Genomic DNA, 16,731 nt, shown 5'->3' with positions numbered 1-16,731 from the left:
CATCGGGTCCCGTTCGCCCTCGTCTCGCCCCGTGACCGGCGGCTCGTGATGCCCGCTCCGACGGGACGCTTCCCGCCCATGCATGACGTCAGCCGCTAGCGGCCCTTTGCGGCGTCGGTATGGCCGGGGCGGAACGAGTCATACAGGAGCCCGACAACCCCCGCAACGATCCAGGTGTCCGCCAGATTGAACACGTACCAGCTGAAGTCGAGCACGTGGAAATAGACGAAGTCGACCACCGCCCCGTAGACCACGCGGTCGATCAGGTTGCCGACCGCCCCGCCGACGATCAACCCGAGGCTGACTGCCACCAGCCGCCGGTCGGTGCGCAGCATCCAGACGCCGAGCACGATCGTGGCGACGAAGGTGAAGGCGATCAGGAGCCACTTGCCGAGCGCGCCGTCCTGCTGGAACAGCCCGTAGGAGATGCCGTGGTTCCAGGCGAGCACCAGGTCGAGCACCGGCAGGACGGAGATCTGCCCGCCGTCGGGCAGGTCCGTGCCGTGCATGATCCAGAGCTTGGTCGCCTGGTCGAGCACAGCGCCGGCCGCGGCGACGGTGAGCCCGAGGCGGGCGAATCGCCCGCCCGCGGCGGCATCGGCGGCGTCGGTCATTCCGCCGCCGCGCTCCTCAGCGCCTCGATCTCGCGCATCGCCGCCGCATCGCGGAGCGTGAGATCCGGATAGTCCGGGTCGGTCCCGACCTCCGGCAGCACCTTCCAGGAGCGCGCGCACTTGGTGCCGGTCGCACGGCCCGGAACCACCGCGACCTCGGCGACATCGTCGAGCCGGAATGCGTCCGCCGGGGCGGGATCGCTGGTCACCGAGATTTGCGACGTGATGCAGATTTCCGCGAAGTCGAGCCCGTCCAATGCCGAAAACAGATCCGGGTCGGCGACGTGGACGACCGGAGCCGCCTCCAGCGACGAGCCGATGCGCTTGGCGGCGCGCTCCACCTCCAGCGCGCCGGTGACGACGCGGCGGACCTTGCGGATCTTCGCCCACTTCTCGGCGAGGGCGGCGTCCTGCCACGCGGCCGGAACCGTGGGGAACAGCGTCAGGTGCACCGACACGTCGTCACCCGGATGCCGGTCGAGCCAAGCCTCCTCCATGGTGAAGGGAAGCATCGGCGCCAGCCACTTCACGAGACAGTCGAACAGCCGGTCGACCACGTAGAGCGCGGCCTTCCGCTTCACGCTCGACGGCGCGTCGCAGTAGAGCGCGTCCTTGCGGACGTCGAAGTAGAAGGCGGAGAGCTCCACCGTCATGAAGTGCATGAGCTGGGCGGTGATCCGCTTGAAGTCGAAGTCGAGGTAGGCCTGGCGGACCAGGCCGTCGAGCTCCGACAAGCGGTGCAGCATCAGCCGCTCCAACTCCGGCATGTCCTTCACGTCGACGGCGGTGCCGTCGAAGTGGGCGAGCGTGCCGAGCATCCAGCGGAGCGTGTTGCGGATCTTGCGGTAGGCGTCGGTGTTGGTGTCGAGGATCTTCTTGCCGATCCTGAGGTCGTCCGAATAGTCGGTCGACACCACCCAGAGCCGCAGGATGTCTGCGCCCGACTTCTCGATGACCTCCTGCGGGGTCGTCGTGTTGCCGAGCGACTTCGACATCTTGCGCCCTTCCTCGTCGAGCACGAAGCCGTGGGTGAGCACGGCGTCGTAGGGCGCGCGGCCACGGGTGCCGCAGCTTTCCAGGAGCGAGGAGTGGAACCAGCCGCGATGCTGGTCGGAGCCTTCCAGGTAGAGGTCGGCGGGCCACTTCAGGTCCGGCCGGTGCTCCAGGCAGAAGGCGTGCGTGGAGCCCGAATCGAACCAGACGTCGAGGATGTCGCGCACCTGTTCCCAGGCGGCGAGATCGTTGACGAAGCCGGCGAGGAAGCGCTCCTTCGCACCCTCCGCGAACCACGCATCGGCGCCTTCCGCGGCGAAGGCCTGCTTAAGCCGCGCCACGTACTCGTCGTTGCGGTCGAACTCCGGCCCGGGGATCAGGGCGCCGGTCTCGGTGTTGCGGAACACCGCGATCGGCACGCCCCAGGCCCGCTGGCGGCTCATCACCCAGTCCGGCCGGTTCTCGATCATCGACTTCAGGCGGTTCTGCCCGGCCGCCGGCACGAAGCGCGTCGCGTCAATCGCGTTCAGCGAGCGGGCGCGCAATGTGTCGCCCTCGCCGGCGATGTCGCGGTCCATGTGGATGAACCACTGCGGCGTGTTGCGGAAGATCACCGGCTTCTTGGAGCGCCAGGAGTGCGGATACTGGTGCTTGAGGCGGCCGCGCGCCACCATCGCGCCGGCAGCGGCCAGCGCGTCGATGACCGCCTGGTTGGCGTCGCCCTTCTCGCCCTTGTCGGTGATCACGCGCTTGCCGGTGAAACCCGGCGCGTCCTTGGTGAAGAAGCCGTCGTCGTCCACGGTGAAGGGGATGGTGACGTCGATGCCACGGGCGGCGAGGTTGCGCGCCTGGTCCATCCAGATCTCGAAGTCCTCGCGGCCGTGGCCGGGCGCGGTGTGGACGAAGCCGGTGCCGGCGTCGTCGGTGACGTGCTCGCCGTCGAGCATCGGCACGTCGAAGCCGTAGCCGCCGTCGAGCCCCCGCAGCGGATGGGCGGTGACGATGGAGCGGAGCATCTCGGCCGAGATGTCGGAGCGCCGCTCGAAGCTGGTCACCTTGGCCTGCTTCATGACGCTCTCGGCGAGCGCGTCCGCGAGGATCAGCCGGTCGCCGACCTTGGCCCAGTTGTTCTCCGACGCGTCGGTGACCTCGTAGAGGCCGTAGGAGATCTTGTGGCTGTAGCTGATCGCCCGGTTGCCGGGAATCGTCCACGGCGTGGTCGTCCAGATCACCACGTTCGCGCCGACCAGAAGCGCCGGCCAGCCCGCGCGCGCCTTCTCCGCCGGAGTGGCGTCGTCATAGACCACCCGCGGCACGCCGCGCACGGACGTCACCGGGAACTTCACCCAGATCGTGTCGGACTGGTAGTCCTGGTACTCGACTTCCGCCTCGGCGAGCGCGGTCTTCTCCACCACCGACCACATCACCGGCTTGGAGCCGCGGTAGAGCTGGCCGGAGGTGGCGAACTTCAGGAGCTCCTCGGCGATCACCGCCTCCGCGTCGAAGGCCATGGTGGTGTAGGGGCGCTTGAAGTCGCCCTCCACGCCAAGCCGGCGGAACTCGGCCGCCTGCACGCCGATCCAGTGCTCGGCATAGGCCCGGCATTCCGCGCGGAAGTCGTTGATCGGAACCTCGTCCTTGTTCTTGCCGGCGGCGCGGTAGCTCTCCTCCACCTTCCACTCGATGGGAAGGCCGTGGCAGTCCCAGCCGGGAACATAGTTCGAGTCCTTGCCAAGCATCTGCATGGAGCGGGTGATCACGTCCTTCAGGATCTTGTTGAGGGCGTGGCCGATGTGCAGGTGGCCGTTGGCGTAGGGAGGGCCGTCGTGGAGGACGTATTTTTCCCGGCCCGCCGCGCTTTCGCGCAGGCGGCGGTAGAGGTCCATCCGGTCCCACCGCTCGATCAGCGCCGGCTCCTTCTGCGGCAGGCCGGCGCGCATCGGAAACTCGGTCTTGGGCAGGTAGAGCGTTTCGGAATAGTCGCGGCCCTGGGTCTCGGGACGGTCGGTCATGGCGGGTCTCGGGTGCTCGGAAATTCGTGTCGGGTTCGGCCTTGCGGCGGCAGCGCGCGGCAAAGCCTTCGCAAGCGGGCGTCAACTCCCGGACCCCGACGGCGCGCCGGTCAGGCGCGACGCGTCGAGGCCGGGCGGCTAATTCGCGCCAGAGGCAGCAAAGGCAAGGCGTTCACCGGCTGTGTGCACATGGCGCGGTGTTCTAGCGGGAACGAGCGGGGAAATAAAGGCGGGAGTGGGGAGGTCCGGATCAGGGGACTCGCCATAAAGGCCCGACCGGCCTATCTTTAGGAAGCCGTAACCACGGTCGTTCTAGTCTGCTTGCGCCCGCGGCAGTTGCAAGCCGCCTTGGCAGGACTGCGGGATGAGACATGGCCGCCAGCGAATTCAAGAGAATTGAAGCCCTTGCGGAGCTCACGGTGACGGACGATCCCGCCGCGTTCCGACTGCCGGCGAATATCGTCGCGTCCATGGTGACGGCCGGCGTCAAACCCGACGAGATCAGCAGGATCGTGGGGCTGTCGGTATCTGGGCTCGGGCAGGACGACGACGGCCGGCTGTCCCCGGAGCAATCGGACCGTGCGGTAAGGCTGGCCCGGATCGTAGCCTTGGCCGAGCGGGTCTTCGCAAACCGCGAAAAGGCTTTTTTATGGTTGCGTCTTCCCAGTGAACAACTGGATGGTCGTACTCCCTTCGCATATCTTACGACGGAGACGGGTGCCCGATTCGTCGAAGAGATGCTGATGCGGATCGATCATGGGATTGCAGCCTGAGGACCTCATTCTCCTTGTCTGGCGTTATTCCAACTACACGGACCTGAGCGGTCGCGGCGGACTTGTCTCCGCCGGTCGATGGCACACGCGCGGCACGCCGATCGTATATACGGCCGACGAACCGCAAACGGCATTCGACGAGGTGAAGAGGCGTCTGTCGAACGCCGAGTTCGTCGTCCCGGACGGCTACAAGCTGCTTGAGATCCGTGTGCCCCGAACGGTGTCGCGGGAGGAGGTCGAAGTGTCCGTCCTTCCCTCGGACTGGGCCGGGCCGGGTCCGCGCACGTGGCAGTACTCCCAGCCGATCGGAGACGCGTGGCTGACGAGCGGGCGCAGCGCGATGCTGAAGGTTCCGTCCGCGGCACGGATCGGTGCGTTCAACTTCCTGATCAATCCGGTTCACCGGCATTCCGACGCGATCACCGTGTTGCGGATCCACGACCCGGCAGACGGTTCGCTCTTCACCTGACCCTCACCCGAACAGCAGCGCGCGGTCGAGCGGTGTCAGCGGTTGGGCGGTCTGCAGGATGGCGCGGGCTTCGGCGCTGTCCTGGTCCATCTGCGCGATCAGCGCCTCGACGCTGTCGAAGCGCATCTCCGGACGGAGGTAGCTGACCGGCGTGACGACTGCCGTCTTGCCGTAGAGGTCGCCTGTGAAGTCGAAAACGAAGGTTTCGAACACCGGCGCGCCGTTGTCGAAGGTGGGACGGCGGCCGAAGCTGGCGACGCCGTGGTGACGCTCGCCGTCGAGTTCGATGGCGACGGCATAGATCCCGTGCGCCAACCGGACCGACGCGGGCAGGCGCATGTTGGCGGTAGGATAGCCGATCGTCCGCCCGCGCTTGTCGCCGTGGACCACCTCGGCCTCGAAGAACCAGCGATAGCCGAGCAGCCCCGCCGCTTCGCCGATCAGGCCGTCGGCGAGCAGGGAGCGGATGCGGCTGGAGGAAACCGCCTCGCCGCCCTCGTCGGTGAAGGCCTCCACCACGTCGACCGCAAAGCCCAGCCGTTCGCCTTCGCCGAACAGCATGGCGGGCGTACCGGCCCGGCCCTTGCCGAAATGGAAGTTCCAGCCGACCGTCACGCCCTTGGTCTTGAGCGCTCCGACGAGCACCTCCGACACGAAGGCGTCGGCCGAACGGGCGGCGAAGTCGCGCGTGAAGTCCACGGTGACGAGCCCGGAGAGACCGAGCGCAGCCGCGACGCGGGCCTTCGCGGCAGGCGGCGTCAGACGGAACACCGGCTCGTCCGGTCGGAAGACCTCGCGCGGGTGGGGCTCGAACGTCAGCGCGACCGCTGGACCGTCGGCCTCCGCGGCGCGATCCATGGCGGCCGCTAGCACCGCCTGGTGCCCGCGATGCATCCCGTCGAAGTTTCCGATCGCGACGACACCGCCGAGAAGGCCGGAGGGAATGTCCGGAAACCGGGCCGAAACAAAGGAAGGACTGCCGGACATGAACGCCTGGGGGAAGGGAAACGATCGGGCGGGACCGTGCCGGGAAGTCGTCGCAAGGTCAAGTCGGCAGCAGCAAGGTCATCCCGGGAGCAGCGCGCCGGCCGGCAGGTCCGCCTTGCGCGGCACCATCACCACCGCCTCGCCCTCCAGCACCACGTTGGTGTCGACCCGCGCCTCGCAGGCCAGCCGCACCCGCGCGCCCTTCTCGATGAGTTCGACGACCTCCACCGACACCTCGATCACGTCGCCGATCCGCACCGGCGCCTTGAATTTCAGCGTCTGCGAGAGGTAGACGGCGCCAGGTCCGGGCAGCCGCATGCCGAGAATGGCCGAGATCAGGCTGGCGGTGTAGAGGCCGTGGGCGATCCGCCCGCCGAAACGGGTGCGGGCGGCGAAGTGCTCGGACAGGTGGATCGGGTTGCGATCGCCGGAGATCTGGGCAAAGCCGATCACGTCACTGTCCAGAACGGTCTTCAGATAGGTCTCGCGCATACCGACACTGAGATCTTCGAAGCAATAGGCCGTGATCTCGTGAAATGCCATTGTCCTCTTCCTTCAGCAGTAGAAATCTGGATCAAGGAAGTGCCCGGGTTTCCCCGCCTACGCAAGGTAACCGATGGTCGCTGCGACAAGGTGAACAATTCGTTGAAGCACGTCATGAGGGTCCGGGCGGTCGGGAAGATCACGGATTAACTGACTTTTCAGGTCCGTGAGGTAGCTTCAATCCTGAGAGCGGGAAGTCACCGGTTTCGGGGATTTGCCGCAGACCTCACGAAATGATTGTCGCCGCGTCGCTCTCGTCGCGCGACGAGGCCTGTTTGGAGTAGACGATGGCCCTGGACACCTCGATCCCGGTTCTCGTGGTCGACGACTACAAGACCATGATCCGAATCATTCGGAACCTCCTGAAGCAGCTCGGCTTCGAGGACGTAGACGAGGCTGCCGACGGCACGGAAGCCCTGGGCAAGATGCGCGAGCGCAGATACGGCCTGGTCATCTCGGACTGGAACATGGAGCCGATGACCGGCTACGAGCTCCTCAAGCAGGTGCGCGCCGACACCGGTCTGGCCAAGACGCCATTCATCATGGTGACGGCCGAATCCAAGACCGAGAACGTCATCGCCGCCAAGAAGGCAGGCGTGAACAACTACATCGTGAAGCCGTTCAACGCACAGACGTTGAAGGGCAAGATCGAGGCGGTGTTCGGCGTCTGACGACAAGGGACAAGCCGGGGACGTACGCGGCCCCGACCGTCTCGTTCAATGCAGGTGAGGAGAGGGAGCCGTCGCCGCAACGCGTCGGGTCCGAACGGGGAATTGCGTCTATGAGCACCATGACGGCGGAGCACGCGGCCCGCGTCATCGACTACTTGCGCAACGAGCGCAAGAGCGATGACGTCTCGCTGGATGATGTTATGCGCCTGGCCGAGATCATGGCTGAGTCCTTCCAGTCTTTCTTCAAGACGTTGGACAACTCCATCTACACGGAACTCGGCGAGATGGCGCGGGAGATCTCGTCGATGAAGACGGAACTCTCCGAACTTCAACTGGCGGACGTCCGCCAGGACAGGATCCCGGCCGCGGGGCGTGAACTTGACGCCATCGTGGAGGCCACCGAGGACGCCACCAACACCATCATGTCGGCGGCCGAGGAGATCATGGGCGCCGATCCCGCCGATGTGGAAGGCTATCAGAACACGGTCAACGAGAAGATCGTCGCCATCTTCGAGGCCTGCTCCTTCCAGGACATCACCGGCCAGCGCATCTCCAAGGTCGTGCAGACGCTCAGTCACCTCGACGAGCGCATCTCGCGTCTGGTCGACAAGCTGAAGATCATGAAGATCGAGGACGCACCCAAGGAGGAGACGGCCGAGGAGCGCCGTCGCCGCGAGCTGATCCTGCACGGTCCGCAGCACAAGGGCGAAGGCGTCAGCCAGAACGACATCGACGCGTACTTCTGAGAAACGTCTCTACCAGGCAAGTCGGGGGATGGCCGCGGTGACGGCGATCCCCTCGATCGCCAGCCGCTTGGCGACCAGCGCCGGGTCCGGATGGTCCGCCGGCCCGAAATCCGCCGCGTGGATGCCGGCGGTCACCAGCAGCACCTGCAGCCCCTGGCCCCAACCGCCACGCACGTCGGTCGGCAGCGCGTCGCCGATCGCCAGGATGCGGTCCCGGGCGACCGGGTGTTCCGCCAATTCCTCCAACGTCTCGATCGCCACGTCATAGACCGGCTTGTGCGGCTTGCCGACGAGCACGACGTCGCCGCCCATCTCCGCATAGAGCTGGGCGAGCGCCCCGGCGCAATAGACGAGCCGGTCGCCCCGCTCCACCACGATGTCCGGGTTGGCGCAGACGAAGGTCAGGCCCCGCCGGATCAGCCCCTCGAAGCTCGCGCGATAGTCCTCCGCCGTTTCCGTGTCGTCGTCGAACAGGCCGGTGCAGACGACGAGGTCGGCGTCCTCGCGCGGAACCAGCCGGAGCTTGAGCCCGTCGAACAGCGGCAGGTCGCGGCCGGGCCCGATGTGGTAGGCGCCCCGATCGCCCTCGCGCTTGAGGAGCGTCCGGCACACGTCACCGGATGTGACGATGGTGTCATAGGCGTCGCGGGCGATGCCGAAGCGGGCCAGCATCTTCTCGATTTCGAAGGCCGGACGCGGCGCGTTGGTGAGCAGCACGACCGGCCGGCCGGTCGTCTCGCGGAAGCGCTGCAACGCGTTCGCTGCCTCGCCGTAGCCGACGACGCCGTTGTGGAGCACGCCCCAGACGTCGCAGATGATGCCGTCGATGCGCGGCGCGAGGGCCGAAAGCCCGGTGACGAAGGGTACGGTCTGCATATGACGAGGCGATAGGGGCGGGGGCCTCCGACGTCAAGTCCGGAGAAGGCCGAGGGTTGTTTCATGCGGCCCGCGAATCCGCCATGATCGCCGGCCAATCGAGGACCCCATGGCCGTCCGTCAACTTTCAGAAGGCACCATCAACCGCATCGCCGCCGGCGAGGTCGTGGAACGGCCGGCGAGCGTGGTGAAGGAACTCGTCGAGAACGCCATCGACGCCGGCGCCCGCCGCGTCGAGGTCGTGACGGCCGGCGGCGGCAAGACGCTGATCCGAGTCACCGACGACGGCTGCGGCATGAGCCGCGCCGACCTCCTCCTGGCGGTGGAGCGGCACTGCACCTCCAAGCTCCAGGAGGACGACCTCCTCGACATCCGCACGCTCGGGTTCCGGGGCGAGGCGCTTCCCTCGATCGGCTCGGTGGCGGAACTGGCGATCGAGACCCGCCACGAGAGCGAACCGCACGGCTGGACGCTCTCCGTCTCCGGCGGCGAGAAGGGCGACGCCCGACCGGTGGGATTGACCAGGGGCACCCGGATCGAGGTTCGCAACCTCTTCTTCGCGACGCCGGCTCGCCTCAAGTTCCTGAAGTCCGACCGTGCCGAGGCCGGCGCCGTGACGGAGATCGTCAAGCGCCTAGCGCTCGCGCACCCGGCCGTGCGCTTCCAGCTGTCGGGGTCCGACCGCTCGCCGCTCGACCTGCCCGGGGTCGGTGCTGGGGCCTTCGTCGAGCGGATCGCACAGGTGATGGGCCGCGAATTCACCGAGAACGCCATCCCCCTGGATGCCCTGCGCGAAGGCGTGCGCCTGACCGGCCTCGCCGGCCTCGGCACCTTCCAGAAGGCCAACGCGCTCAGCCAGTTCGTTTTCGTCAACGGCCGCCCGGTGCGCGACAAGCTGCTGCTCGGCGCCATCCGGGCCGGCTATGCGGACGTGATGGCCCGCGACCGCTTCCCCGCCGCGGTGCTCTTCGTCGACCTCGACCCGCACGAGGTCGACGTCAACGTCCACCCGTCGAAGGCCGATGTACGCTTCCGCGACCCCGGGCTGGTGCGCGGCCTGATCGTCGGCGCGCTTCGGCAGGCGCATGCGGCGGTGACCGCCAAGGCCTCCACCACGCATGCCGGTGCGACGCTGGACGCCCTTGCCGACAGCGTCCTCAGTGCAACCCGGCGGCAGACCTGGTCGTCGAGCGCGTCCTTTGCGGAGCGGCCGGCGGCCTTCGACTGGCGCAACGCGCCGGACCGTCCGCTGGAGGACGACGCCCCCCCGCCGCGGCCCTTCGGCTTCTCCGACAATGCGCAGGCGAGCTTCGAGGCGGTGACGAATTCCGTTTCGGCCGACAGCCGCGCGAACGCGGCCGACCTGCCGCCCGACCGCACCGCCCGACCGCTCGGCGCACCGCGCGCGCAGATCCACGAGACCTACATCGTCGCCCAGACCGCGGAGGGACTGGTCATCGTCGACCAGCACGCCGCCCATGAGCGGCTCGTCTACGAGCGGCTGAAGAAGGAACTGGAGGGCCGCGTCGCCACCCAGCTGATGCTGATCCCGGAGATCGTCGACCTGCCGGAGGAGGATGCCGACCGGCTTCTGGAGCGCGCCGAAGAACTCGCCGAGCTCGGCCTGGTGCTGGAGAGCTTCGGCCCCGGCGCCGTCGCGATCCGGGAAGTCCCGGCGCTGCTCGGCCGCACGGACGTCGGCGGACTGGTCCGTGACATTGCGGATGACCTGGCCGAGTGGGATCAGGCGACCCGCCTGCGCGAGCGGCTCGATCATGTCGCCGCGACCATGGCCTGTCACGGCTCCGTGCGGGCGGGCCGACGCCTGAAACCGGAGGAAATGGACGCACTTCTGCGGGAAATGGAGGCGACCCCCGCCGCCGGACAGTGCAACCACGGACGCCCGACGTTCATCGAACTGAAGCTGCAGGACATCGAGCGCCTGTTCGGGCGCCGCTGAACCGATTTGTTTCCGTGAAAGCCGGGCACGATTATAAACCCTCTCTCTCATGCAACTTTAACACTCCTACCTCGTAAATAGCGCAGTCTTTTACGCATATGTTGCGAAGACGAAGCTTCCGGGGGGAGGGTTTCCATGCTTTCACGCATGCGTTTTGCGACGCGAATCGGCGTCGTGGGTGCGGTCATGGCCGTGCCGATCGTGCTCTTGGGCTATCTTCTGATCATCCAGGTCGCTGGCACGGTGGATTTCTCGTCGCGGGAACGGGAAGGATCACGTCTGCTGGCCGACGTCTGGAACACCTACTCGATGGCGCTGACGCAGGAAGGTCAGCTGACGCCTGAACTGCAGGGCTCGCTGGGCCGGTTGGAATCGGCAGGCTTGCGCGAATGGGTTCGGCAGGCCCGCGGCGACACCGAGCCCATCGACCAGTTCGTGGCCGCCATCAAGAGTGGCGACCTCCGGCTCCAGCTGTCCACGGGCAAGGTCCTGATCCAGGCCATATCCGACCATTCCAACATGACCTTGGATCCCAATCTCGACACCTACTACCTGATGGACGCTCTGGTCTTCCGCATCCCGCTGATGGCCGACATGGCCGACCAGATTCACCAGGCTGTCGAGGCCGCCCATGCCACCGCCGGTCCGCCGTCGCACGACGTCGTCCGCTCGGTGATCGCGGCGGATGCGAACTACCGGTCCGGTCTGGCCGATCTGCGCCGGTCGCTGGCGCTGGCCATCGACGGCAATCCGGACGGCAGCCTTGCCGCGCCGATCCGCGCGCCGATGGAAGCGGCGGTGTCGGCGTCCGAAGCCTTCCTCGCGACGTCGTCTCCCTTTGTCGCGGCGGTTATGGACGGAAAGCCTCTGGCGGACGGCGCCGCTGTGATCGAACCGGCCGAGCATGAGACGCAGGAAGGTCTGCGCACGCTCTGGAGCGGGGCCAATGCCGAGTTCGACCGGCTGGTGGCGGCCCGCGTCGACGGCCTCCTCAGCGTAGCCATGATCGAGGCGATCGCCGTGCTGGTCACGCTGGCCGCTGCGGCGCTGATGGTGCTGGTGATCGCCCGGTCGATCGCCCGGCAGGTCACGAGTGTCGCCGAAACGCTGGTCGCGCTCGGACGCGGCGAACTGGACACGGCGATCCCCTACCAGGACCTGCGCAACGAGATCGGCACCATGGCCCGCCGCTTCGCCCTCTCCGCGATACGTTGGCGGAGATGGAGCGGTTCCGACGCGAGCGGGAGGCCCAGCAGGAGATTCAAGCCGGCGCGGACCGGCGCAAGGCGATCGCCGTGGACCAGTTCCTGGCGCGTGCCGCCACGCTGGTCGAGGGCATGACCGGCGTCGCCGAAGAGGTGGCGACGGCGGCCAACGGCCTGACGGATATGGCCGAGGAAGCCAATCAGCAGGCCGCCATGGTCAACCATTCCGCAGATCAGGCCGCCGGCAGCATCACCGGCATCGCCCAGGCGACGGATGAACTGGCCAGCGCAGTCGGCAATCTGGTCGGCCAGGTCGGGCAGGCCTCCGAGTTCCTGGAGGAAGCCCGCGACAACGCCGATCACGCTCGCCAGGACGTCCTGGCGCTGGTTACGGCCGCCGACCGCATCGACGGCGTTATGGCGCTGATCACCGAGATCGCCGCCCAGACCAATCTGCTTGCGCTCAACGCCACCATCGAGGCCGCGCGCGCCGGCGAAGCCGGACGGGGCTTCGCCATCGTCGCCGCGGAGGTCAAGGAACTCGCGCAGGAAACGGCCAAGGCGACCGGCGACATCCAGGCGAAGGTCAACGAGATCCGATCCGCGACGGCCAAGACGTCGACCACCTTCCAGCGCATCGGCGAGTCGATCGGCCGCGGTACGGACATGACCCGCGAGGTCGTCTCCGGCATCCAGAGCCAGTCGGCCGTGACCGGCGACATCGCGGCCTCCGTGGCGCAAGCCGCCGGTTCGACACGCGAGGTGTCGGCCGCTGTCGCCGTGGTTCGGCAGGCGGCCGGGATGACCGGGTCGTCGGCGGCCAGCCTGATGCAGCTCTCCCAGACCCTGAACGAGCAGGCGGCAAGGCTCAATCGCGAGGTCAACACCTTCGTCGGCGAGATGCGCGCCGCCTGACGAGCGAGGCGGGGAGACGTCTACACCGCGAAGCGCGCGAAGTGGACGGCCGTTTCGCCGTAGTCGCGCCGGTCGGTGACGCTGAAGCCTTCGGGCCAGCCGATCTCCGCTTTGGCTGTCTCCTCGACCACGACGACGGCGCCCGGCGCCAGCCAGCCGCCTGCGGCGAGGCTGGCGAGCGCGGGCTCGGCAAGCCCCTTGCCGTAGGGTGGATCAAGAAAGGCGAGAGTGTAGGGCTCGGCCGTTCCGACCGGGCCCATCCGGGTGGCGTCGCGCCGGAACAGGCGCGTGGTTCCGGTCAGCCCGAGGCTCTCCTGGTTGTGGCGGATCAGGCCGCGCGCCTCGGCCGCCTCCTCCACGAAGAGGCAGGCCTTGGCGCCGCGGCTCATCGCCTCGAAGCCGAGGGCGCCCGTTCCGGCGAAGAGATCGATCACGCGCGCACCGTCGAGGACGCGCGTCTGGCCGTGCTCCAGGATGTTGAACAGGCTTTCGCGAAGGCGGTCCGACGTCGGCCGGATCGCCATCGATCCCGCTGGCGGACCGGCGAGCGCGCTGCCCCGGAACCTACCGCCGACGATCCGCACTGCGGCCCCCCGCCTTCGGTCCGCCCTTGCCACCGCGGGGACCCTTGGGTCCGCGCGGTCCCTTCGGCCCGCCCGGACCGCCGGCGCCGCGCGGTCGATCGCCGTCCCGGGGAGGGCGCGCACCCGCCGTGCGCTCGGCGCGGGCGGGCGGACGATCGTCGCGCGAGCGCGGTGCCCGCTCCGGACGGTCGTCGGCGCGCCGGGGCGGGCGCTCGTCGGTGCGGCGCGCAGGCCGATCAGTGCGATCCTCCGTCCGCCTCGGCGGACGATCCTCGCGCGTTCGCGGTGCACGATCGGGTCGATCCTCCGTTCGCCGTGGCGGGCGACCGGTGCGGTCATCCGCGGCGCGGGGAGCGCGCTCCGGCCGCTCGTCGGCGCGCCGGGGCGGGCGGTCGCGGTCCGGCCGGGTGTTGCGATCGGTTCGGACGTCCGAACGACCGCCAGCCGGTCTTTCCGGGCGGGCGGCACCGGCATGCGGCCGCGCGGGCCGTCCATCGGACGGCCGCTCGGAACGGGCGGGGCGATCGTCGCGGGCCGGCCGATCGGCGCGGGCGGGGCGATCGTCGGTTCGGGAGCGGCCCGGCCGATCACTCCGCGCGGACCGAGGATCCTGCGCACGCGCTGGCCGTCCCTCCTGCGCGGGGCGTTCCTCCCGCCGGGGGCGATCGTCGCGGGCCGGGCGCGTCTGCCGGGCATCGGGGCCGCGGTCCTCCCGTCGGGGAGGGCGGGCCGGCCGCGCCGCACGGTCTTCGGCGGAGCGGACGGGCCTCTCGGCGCGCGGGGGGCGCGCAACCGGCGCCTCGTCGCGCGGGCTGCGCTCGCGGCGCTCGACCACCGTGTCGTCGCTGCGCCGGACGCGCTTGGCGGCGGCGATCTCTGCGCGGGTCGCCTGACGGGCGGAAGCCTTGGCGGGCCGTGTCGGCAGGCCGGCCTTGACGGCGAGCTTGGACCGCGAAGCGTTCGGCGCGCGCCGCGGCTCGGCCGACCGGGCCTCCTCCTCGTGGGCGAGATCCGCCTCGTGCCGCCGCCGCGTCGAGCGAGCGTCCGGCGTCCGGCGCTCGCGCTTGACGACGGTGCGGTCCCCGCGCGGCGCTTCGGCGATGCCCGCCGTGCGCACCGGCATCTGCGGCTTGCGGTCGTCCTCGCGCGCTTCGAAGTCGGCACCCGCCTCCTCTACCAGACGGTCGCCCAGCTGGTCGCGCAGGATGCGGCGCGGCACCTCGGAGATGGCGCCCTCGGCAAGGTCGCCCAGCTGGAACGGCCCGAAGGAGACGCGGATCAGCCTGGTCACGTCCAGGCCGAGGTAGCCGAGGATGTTCTTCACCTCCCGGTTCTTGCCTTCGCGCAGACCGACCGTGAGCCAGACGTTGTCGCCCTGACGGCGGTCGAAGGTGGCCTCGATCGCGCCGTAGAGGATGCCATCGATGGCGACGCCGTCGCGCAGCTTGTCGAGCGCCGGCTGGTCGATGTCGCCATGCGCGCGCACCCGGTAGCGGCGGAGCCAGCCGGTGGCGGGCAGCTCCAGCACCCGGGCGAGCCCGCCGTCGTTGGTGAGCAGCAGCAGACCTTCCGTATTGATGTCGAGCCGGCCCACAGACACCACGCGCGGCAGCGTTTCCGGCAGCGTCTCGAACACCGTCTGGCGGCCTTCGGGGTCGCGGTTGGTGGTCACCAGGCCGCGCGGCTTGTGGTAGAGCCACAGCCGGGTCCGCTCGCGCGTCGGCAGCGGCTTGCCGTCCACCAGCACCACGTCGTCGGGCTTGACGGTGAAGGCCGGCGTGTCCAGCACGCGGCCGTTGACGTTGACGCGGCCGTCGGCGATCCACACCTCCGCGTCGCGGCGCGAGCAGAGGCCGGCGCGCGCCATAACCTTGGCGATCCGTTCCGGTTCGGCGGGGGTTGTTTGCTTGGGTGTCTTCATGGCACGCCAATAGCAGGGAAACGCGAGGGAAGGAACGAGGATCGTGACGGATGCCACCGCCTCCGGCTGGATGGAGATCGCGCTCGCCGAGGCGCGCTCGGCGGCGGCCCGCGGCGAGGTTCCGGTCGGCGCCGTCGTGGTGCTCGACGGGCAGGAGATCGCCCGCGCCGGCAATCGCACGCTGGAGGCGCGCGACCCCACCGCCCATGCCGAATTGCTGGCGATCCGCGAGGCGGCGGCGCGCCGGGGCAGCGAGCGGCTGGTCGGTTGCGATCTCTACGTGACGCTGGAGCCGTGCCCGATGTGCGCGGCGGCGATCTCCTTCGCGCGCATCCGCCGGCTCTATTATGGAGCGGGCGACCCGAAGGGCGGCGCGGTGGATCACGGCGTGCGGCTCTACGCCAGCCCCACCTGCCACCACGCCCCGGAGGTCTACTCCGGGCTCGCCGAAAGCGAAGCGGCGGCGCTGTTGAAGGGGTTCTTCGCACAGCGCCGGAGCTAGGCTGCCGACGGCGGCTTTACGCTGTCGTCCGCGCCTCGAGAGCCGCCTCGACCTGACGCTTCACGTCGTCCTTCACGACGGCGGTCGACTTCAGGATGGCCGTCGCCTTGAGGAAGTCGAGCACGCGGAAGAGGTCGACCGGCGGCCGGATCAGCACGTCCGGCGCCCGGGACTTCAGCTTCTCCGCGATCACCGTCTGCATCAGGATCTGGCTGGCGCCGAAGATGCTCTCCGTGGCGTTCGGCACCGGCCGGTTCGGCGGCCGGACGGGCATGCCGACCACGTCCACCGCGATCACGAGGTCGACGTCAACCGGAAGTTTGTCGAACGGCAGCGGATTGACCACGCCGCCGTCGATCAGCACCCGCCCGTCGAGCTCCACCGGCCGGAACACGATCGGCAGCGCGATCGAGGCAGCGATCGCCTTGCGCAGCGGGCCGCTGGAGATCTCCACCTCCTGGCAGGCATAAAAGTCGGCCGCGACGACCGCGTAGGGGATCCGGAGCGCGGCGAAGTCGTCCGGAACGGCGGGCGGCAGGAACAGTTCCAGCGTCTTCTCCGCGTCGAACTGGACGAGACCGCCGCCGAACAGGTCGGAGAAGGACTTCGGCCGGAGTTGCCAGATCTTGGCCCACACGTCGGCCGACTTTGCGAACGAGGCCGAGACGGTCTCCCGCACCTCACGCCCCGACAGTCCGGCCGCGTACCCCGCCCCGATGATCGCCCCGATCGAAGTGCCCGTGATCGCCGCCACCGGCAGACCCATCTCGTCGAGCGCCTCCAGCACATGCACATGCGCCAGTCCCCGCGCACCGCCGCCGCCGAGTGCGAGGCCTATCCGGGGGGAGGGGGAGGGGTTGAGCATGGGGCCAAGCTAGGACAAACGGCCGAAAAAGCAAAACCCCGCCAGAGCGGGGCCTTGCAGGCATTCCAGTCGATTTGCGATCATCGGTCCGGAAC

At 68.7% G+C, this 16,731-nt stretch carries 16 protein-coding genes; 8 read left to right on the top strand and 8 right to left on the bottom strand.

Features of this window, described 5'->3' with window-relative positions; translation table 11 throughout:
- Window positions 1–95: 95 nt before the first annotated feature.
- Together lspA and ileS are read right to left on the bottom strand one after the other, a co-directional pair.
- Window positions 96–614, bottom strand: coding sequence for a signal peptidase II (gene lspA / locus HZ321_RS01135; RefSeq protein ID WP_181699375.1), 519 nt, complete (start codon window positions 612–614; stop codon window positions 96–98).
- Window positions 611–3,619 (bottom strand): isoleucine--tRNA ligase, encoded by a 3,009-nt coding sequence (gene ileS / locus HZ321_RS01130; RefSeq protein WP_181699373.1) that lies wholly within the window; start codon window positions 3,617–3,619, stop codon window positions 611–613. Before ileS ends, lspA begins: the two co-directional genes overlap by 4 nt.
- A gap of 371 nt (window positions 3,620–3,990) precedes the next feature.
- On the opposite strand from ileS, the gene parS reads away from it, so the two are divergent.
- Complete coding sequence (gene parS / locus HZ321_RS01125; RefSeq protein WP_181699371.1) at window positions 3,991–4,392, top strand: type II RES/Xre toxin-antitoxin system antitoxin; 402 nt, start codon at window positions 3,991–3,993, stop codon at window positions 4,390–4,392.
- Entirely contained in the window at window positions 4,376–4,861 is a 486-nt protein-coding gene (locus HZ321_RS01120; protein ID WP_181699369.1) for an RES family NAD+ phosphorylase, read from the top strand. The genes parS and HZ321_RS01120 overlap by 17 nt, the downstream gene beginning before the upstream one ends.
- A 3-nt stretch (window positions 4,862–4,864) precedes the next feature.
- Here HZ321_RS01120 and HZ321_RS01115 read toward each other — a convergent pair whose 3' ends face one another.
- Window positions 4,865–5,848 (bottom strand): bifunctional riboflavin kinase/FAD synthetase, encoded by a 984-nt coding sequence (locus tag HZ321_RS01115; RefSeq protein WP_181699366.1) that lies wholly within the window; start codon window positions 5,846–5,848, stop codon window positions 4,865–4,867.
- A gap of 78 nt (window positions 5,849–5,926) precedes the next feature.
- The gene (locus HZ321_RS01110; protein ID WP_181699364.1) at window positions 5,927–6,391 is read right to left on the bottom strand and encodes a MaoC family dehydratase; all 465 of its coding nucleotides are present in this window, start codon (window positions 6,389–6,391) and stop codon (window positions 5,927–5,929) included.
- Window positions 6,392–6,678: 287 nt separating this feature from the next.
- Here HZ321_RS01110 and HZ321_RS01105 point away from each other — a divergent pair, with 287 nt between their 5' ends.
- Both HZ321_RS01105 and HZ321_RS01100 read left to right on the top strand, forming a co-directional pair.
- Window positions 6,679–7,062, top strand: a complete 384-nt coding sequence (locus HZ321_RS01105) for a response regulator (protein WP_181699362.1) — start codon at window positions 6,679–6,681, stop codon at window positions 7,060–7,062.
- A gap of 110 nt (window positions 7,063–7,172) precedes the next feature.
- The gene (locus HZ321_RS01100; protein WP_181699360.1) at window positions 7,173–7,808 is read left to right on the top strand and encodes a protein phosphatase CheZ; all 636 of its coding nucleotides are present in this window, start codon (window positions 7,173–7,175) and stop codon (window positions 7,806–7,808) included.
- Window positions 7,809–7,817: 9 nt separating this feature from the next.
- On the opposite strand, the gene HZ321_RS01095 is transcribed toward HZ321_RS01100, so the two are convergent.
- The gene (locus HZ321_RS01095) at window positions 7,818–8,684 is read right to left on the bottom strand and encodes a TIGR01459 family HAD-type hydrolase (protein ID WP_181699358.1); all 867 of its coding nucleotides are present in this window, start codon (window positions 8,682–8,684) and stop codon (window positions 7,818–7,820) included.
- Window positions 8,685–8,793: 109 nt separating this feature from the next.
- Here HZ321_RS01095 and mutL point away from each other — a divergent pair, with 109 nt between their 5' ends.
- From mutL to HZ321_RS01080, 3 genes are all read left to right on the top strand, one after another.
- Entirely contained in the window at window positions 8,794–10,644 is a 1,851-nt protein-coding gene (gene mutL, locus HZ321_RS01090) for a DNA mismatch repair endonuclease MutL (RefSeq protein WP_181699356.1), read from the top strand.
- A gap of 135 nt (window positions 10,645–10,779) precedes the next feature.
- Window positions 10,780–11,985, top strand: coding sequence for a HAMP domain-containing protein (locus HZ321_RS21565; protein ID WP_181699354.1), 1,206 nt, complete (start codon window positions 10,780–10,782; stop codon window positions 11,983–11,985).
- On the top strand, window positions 11,940–12,764 hold the full coding sequence (locus HZ321_RS01080) for a methyl-accepting chemotaxis protein (RefSeq protein ID WP_181699352.1): 825 nt from the start codon (window positions 11,940–11,942) through the stop codon (window positions 12,762–12,764). The genes HZ321_RS21565 and HZ321_RS01080 overlap by 46 nt, the downstream gene beginning before the upstream one ends.
- Window positions 12,765–12,784: 20 nt before the next feature.
- Here the strand turns inward: HZ321_RS01080 and rsmD are convergent, their stop codons facing one another.
- Window positions 12,785–13,348, bottom strand: coding sequence for a 16S rRNA (guanine(966)-N(2))-methyltransferase RsmD (gene rsmD, locus HZ321_RS01075; RefSeq protein WP_181699350.1), 564 nt, complete (start codon window positions 13,346–13,348; stop codon window positions 12,785–12,787).
- Entirely contained in the window at window positions 13,329–15,269 is a 1,941-nt protein-coding gene (locus HZ321_RS01070) for a pseudouridine synthase (protein WP_181699347.1), read from the bottom strand. Before HZ321_RS01070 ends, rsmD begins: the two co-directional genes overlap by 20 nt.
- Window positions 15,270–15,339: 70 nt before the next feature.
- On the opposite strand from HZ321_RS01070, the gene HZ321_RS01065 reads away from it, so the two are divergent.
- Window positions 15,340–15,771, top strand: coding sequence for a nucleoside deaminase (locus HZ321_RS01065; protein WP_181701691.1), 432 nt, complete (start codon window positions 15,340–15,342; stop codon window positions 15,769–15,771).
- A gap of 16 nt (window positions 15,772–15,787) precedes the next feature.
- Here HZ321_RS01065 and HZ321_RS01060 read toward each other — a convergent pair whose 3' ends face one another.
- Entirely contained in the window at window positions 15,788–16,636 is an 849-nt protein-coding gene (locus HZ321_RS01060) for a patatin-like phospholipase family protein (RefSeq protein WP_181699344.1), read from the bottom strand.
- Between the last annotated feature and the right edge of the window lie 95 nt (window positions 16,637–16,731).

It is taken from the genome of Chthonobacter albigriseus, assembly GCF_013839445.1.
Taxonomy (GTDB): Bacteria; Pseudomonadota; Alphaproteobacteria; order Rhizobiales; family Pleomorphomonadaceae; genus Chthonobacter; species Chthonobacter albigriseus.
The sequence above is the reverse complement of the archived record's forward strand: the minus strand, read 5'-3'. Positions and strand labels throughout refer to the sequence as shown.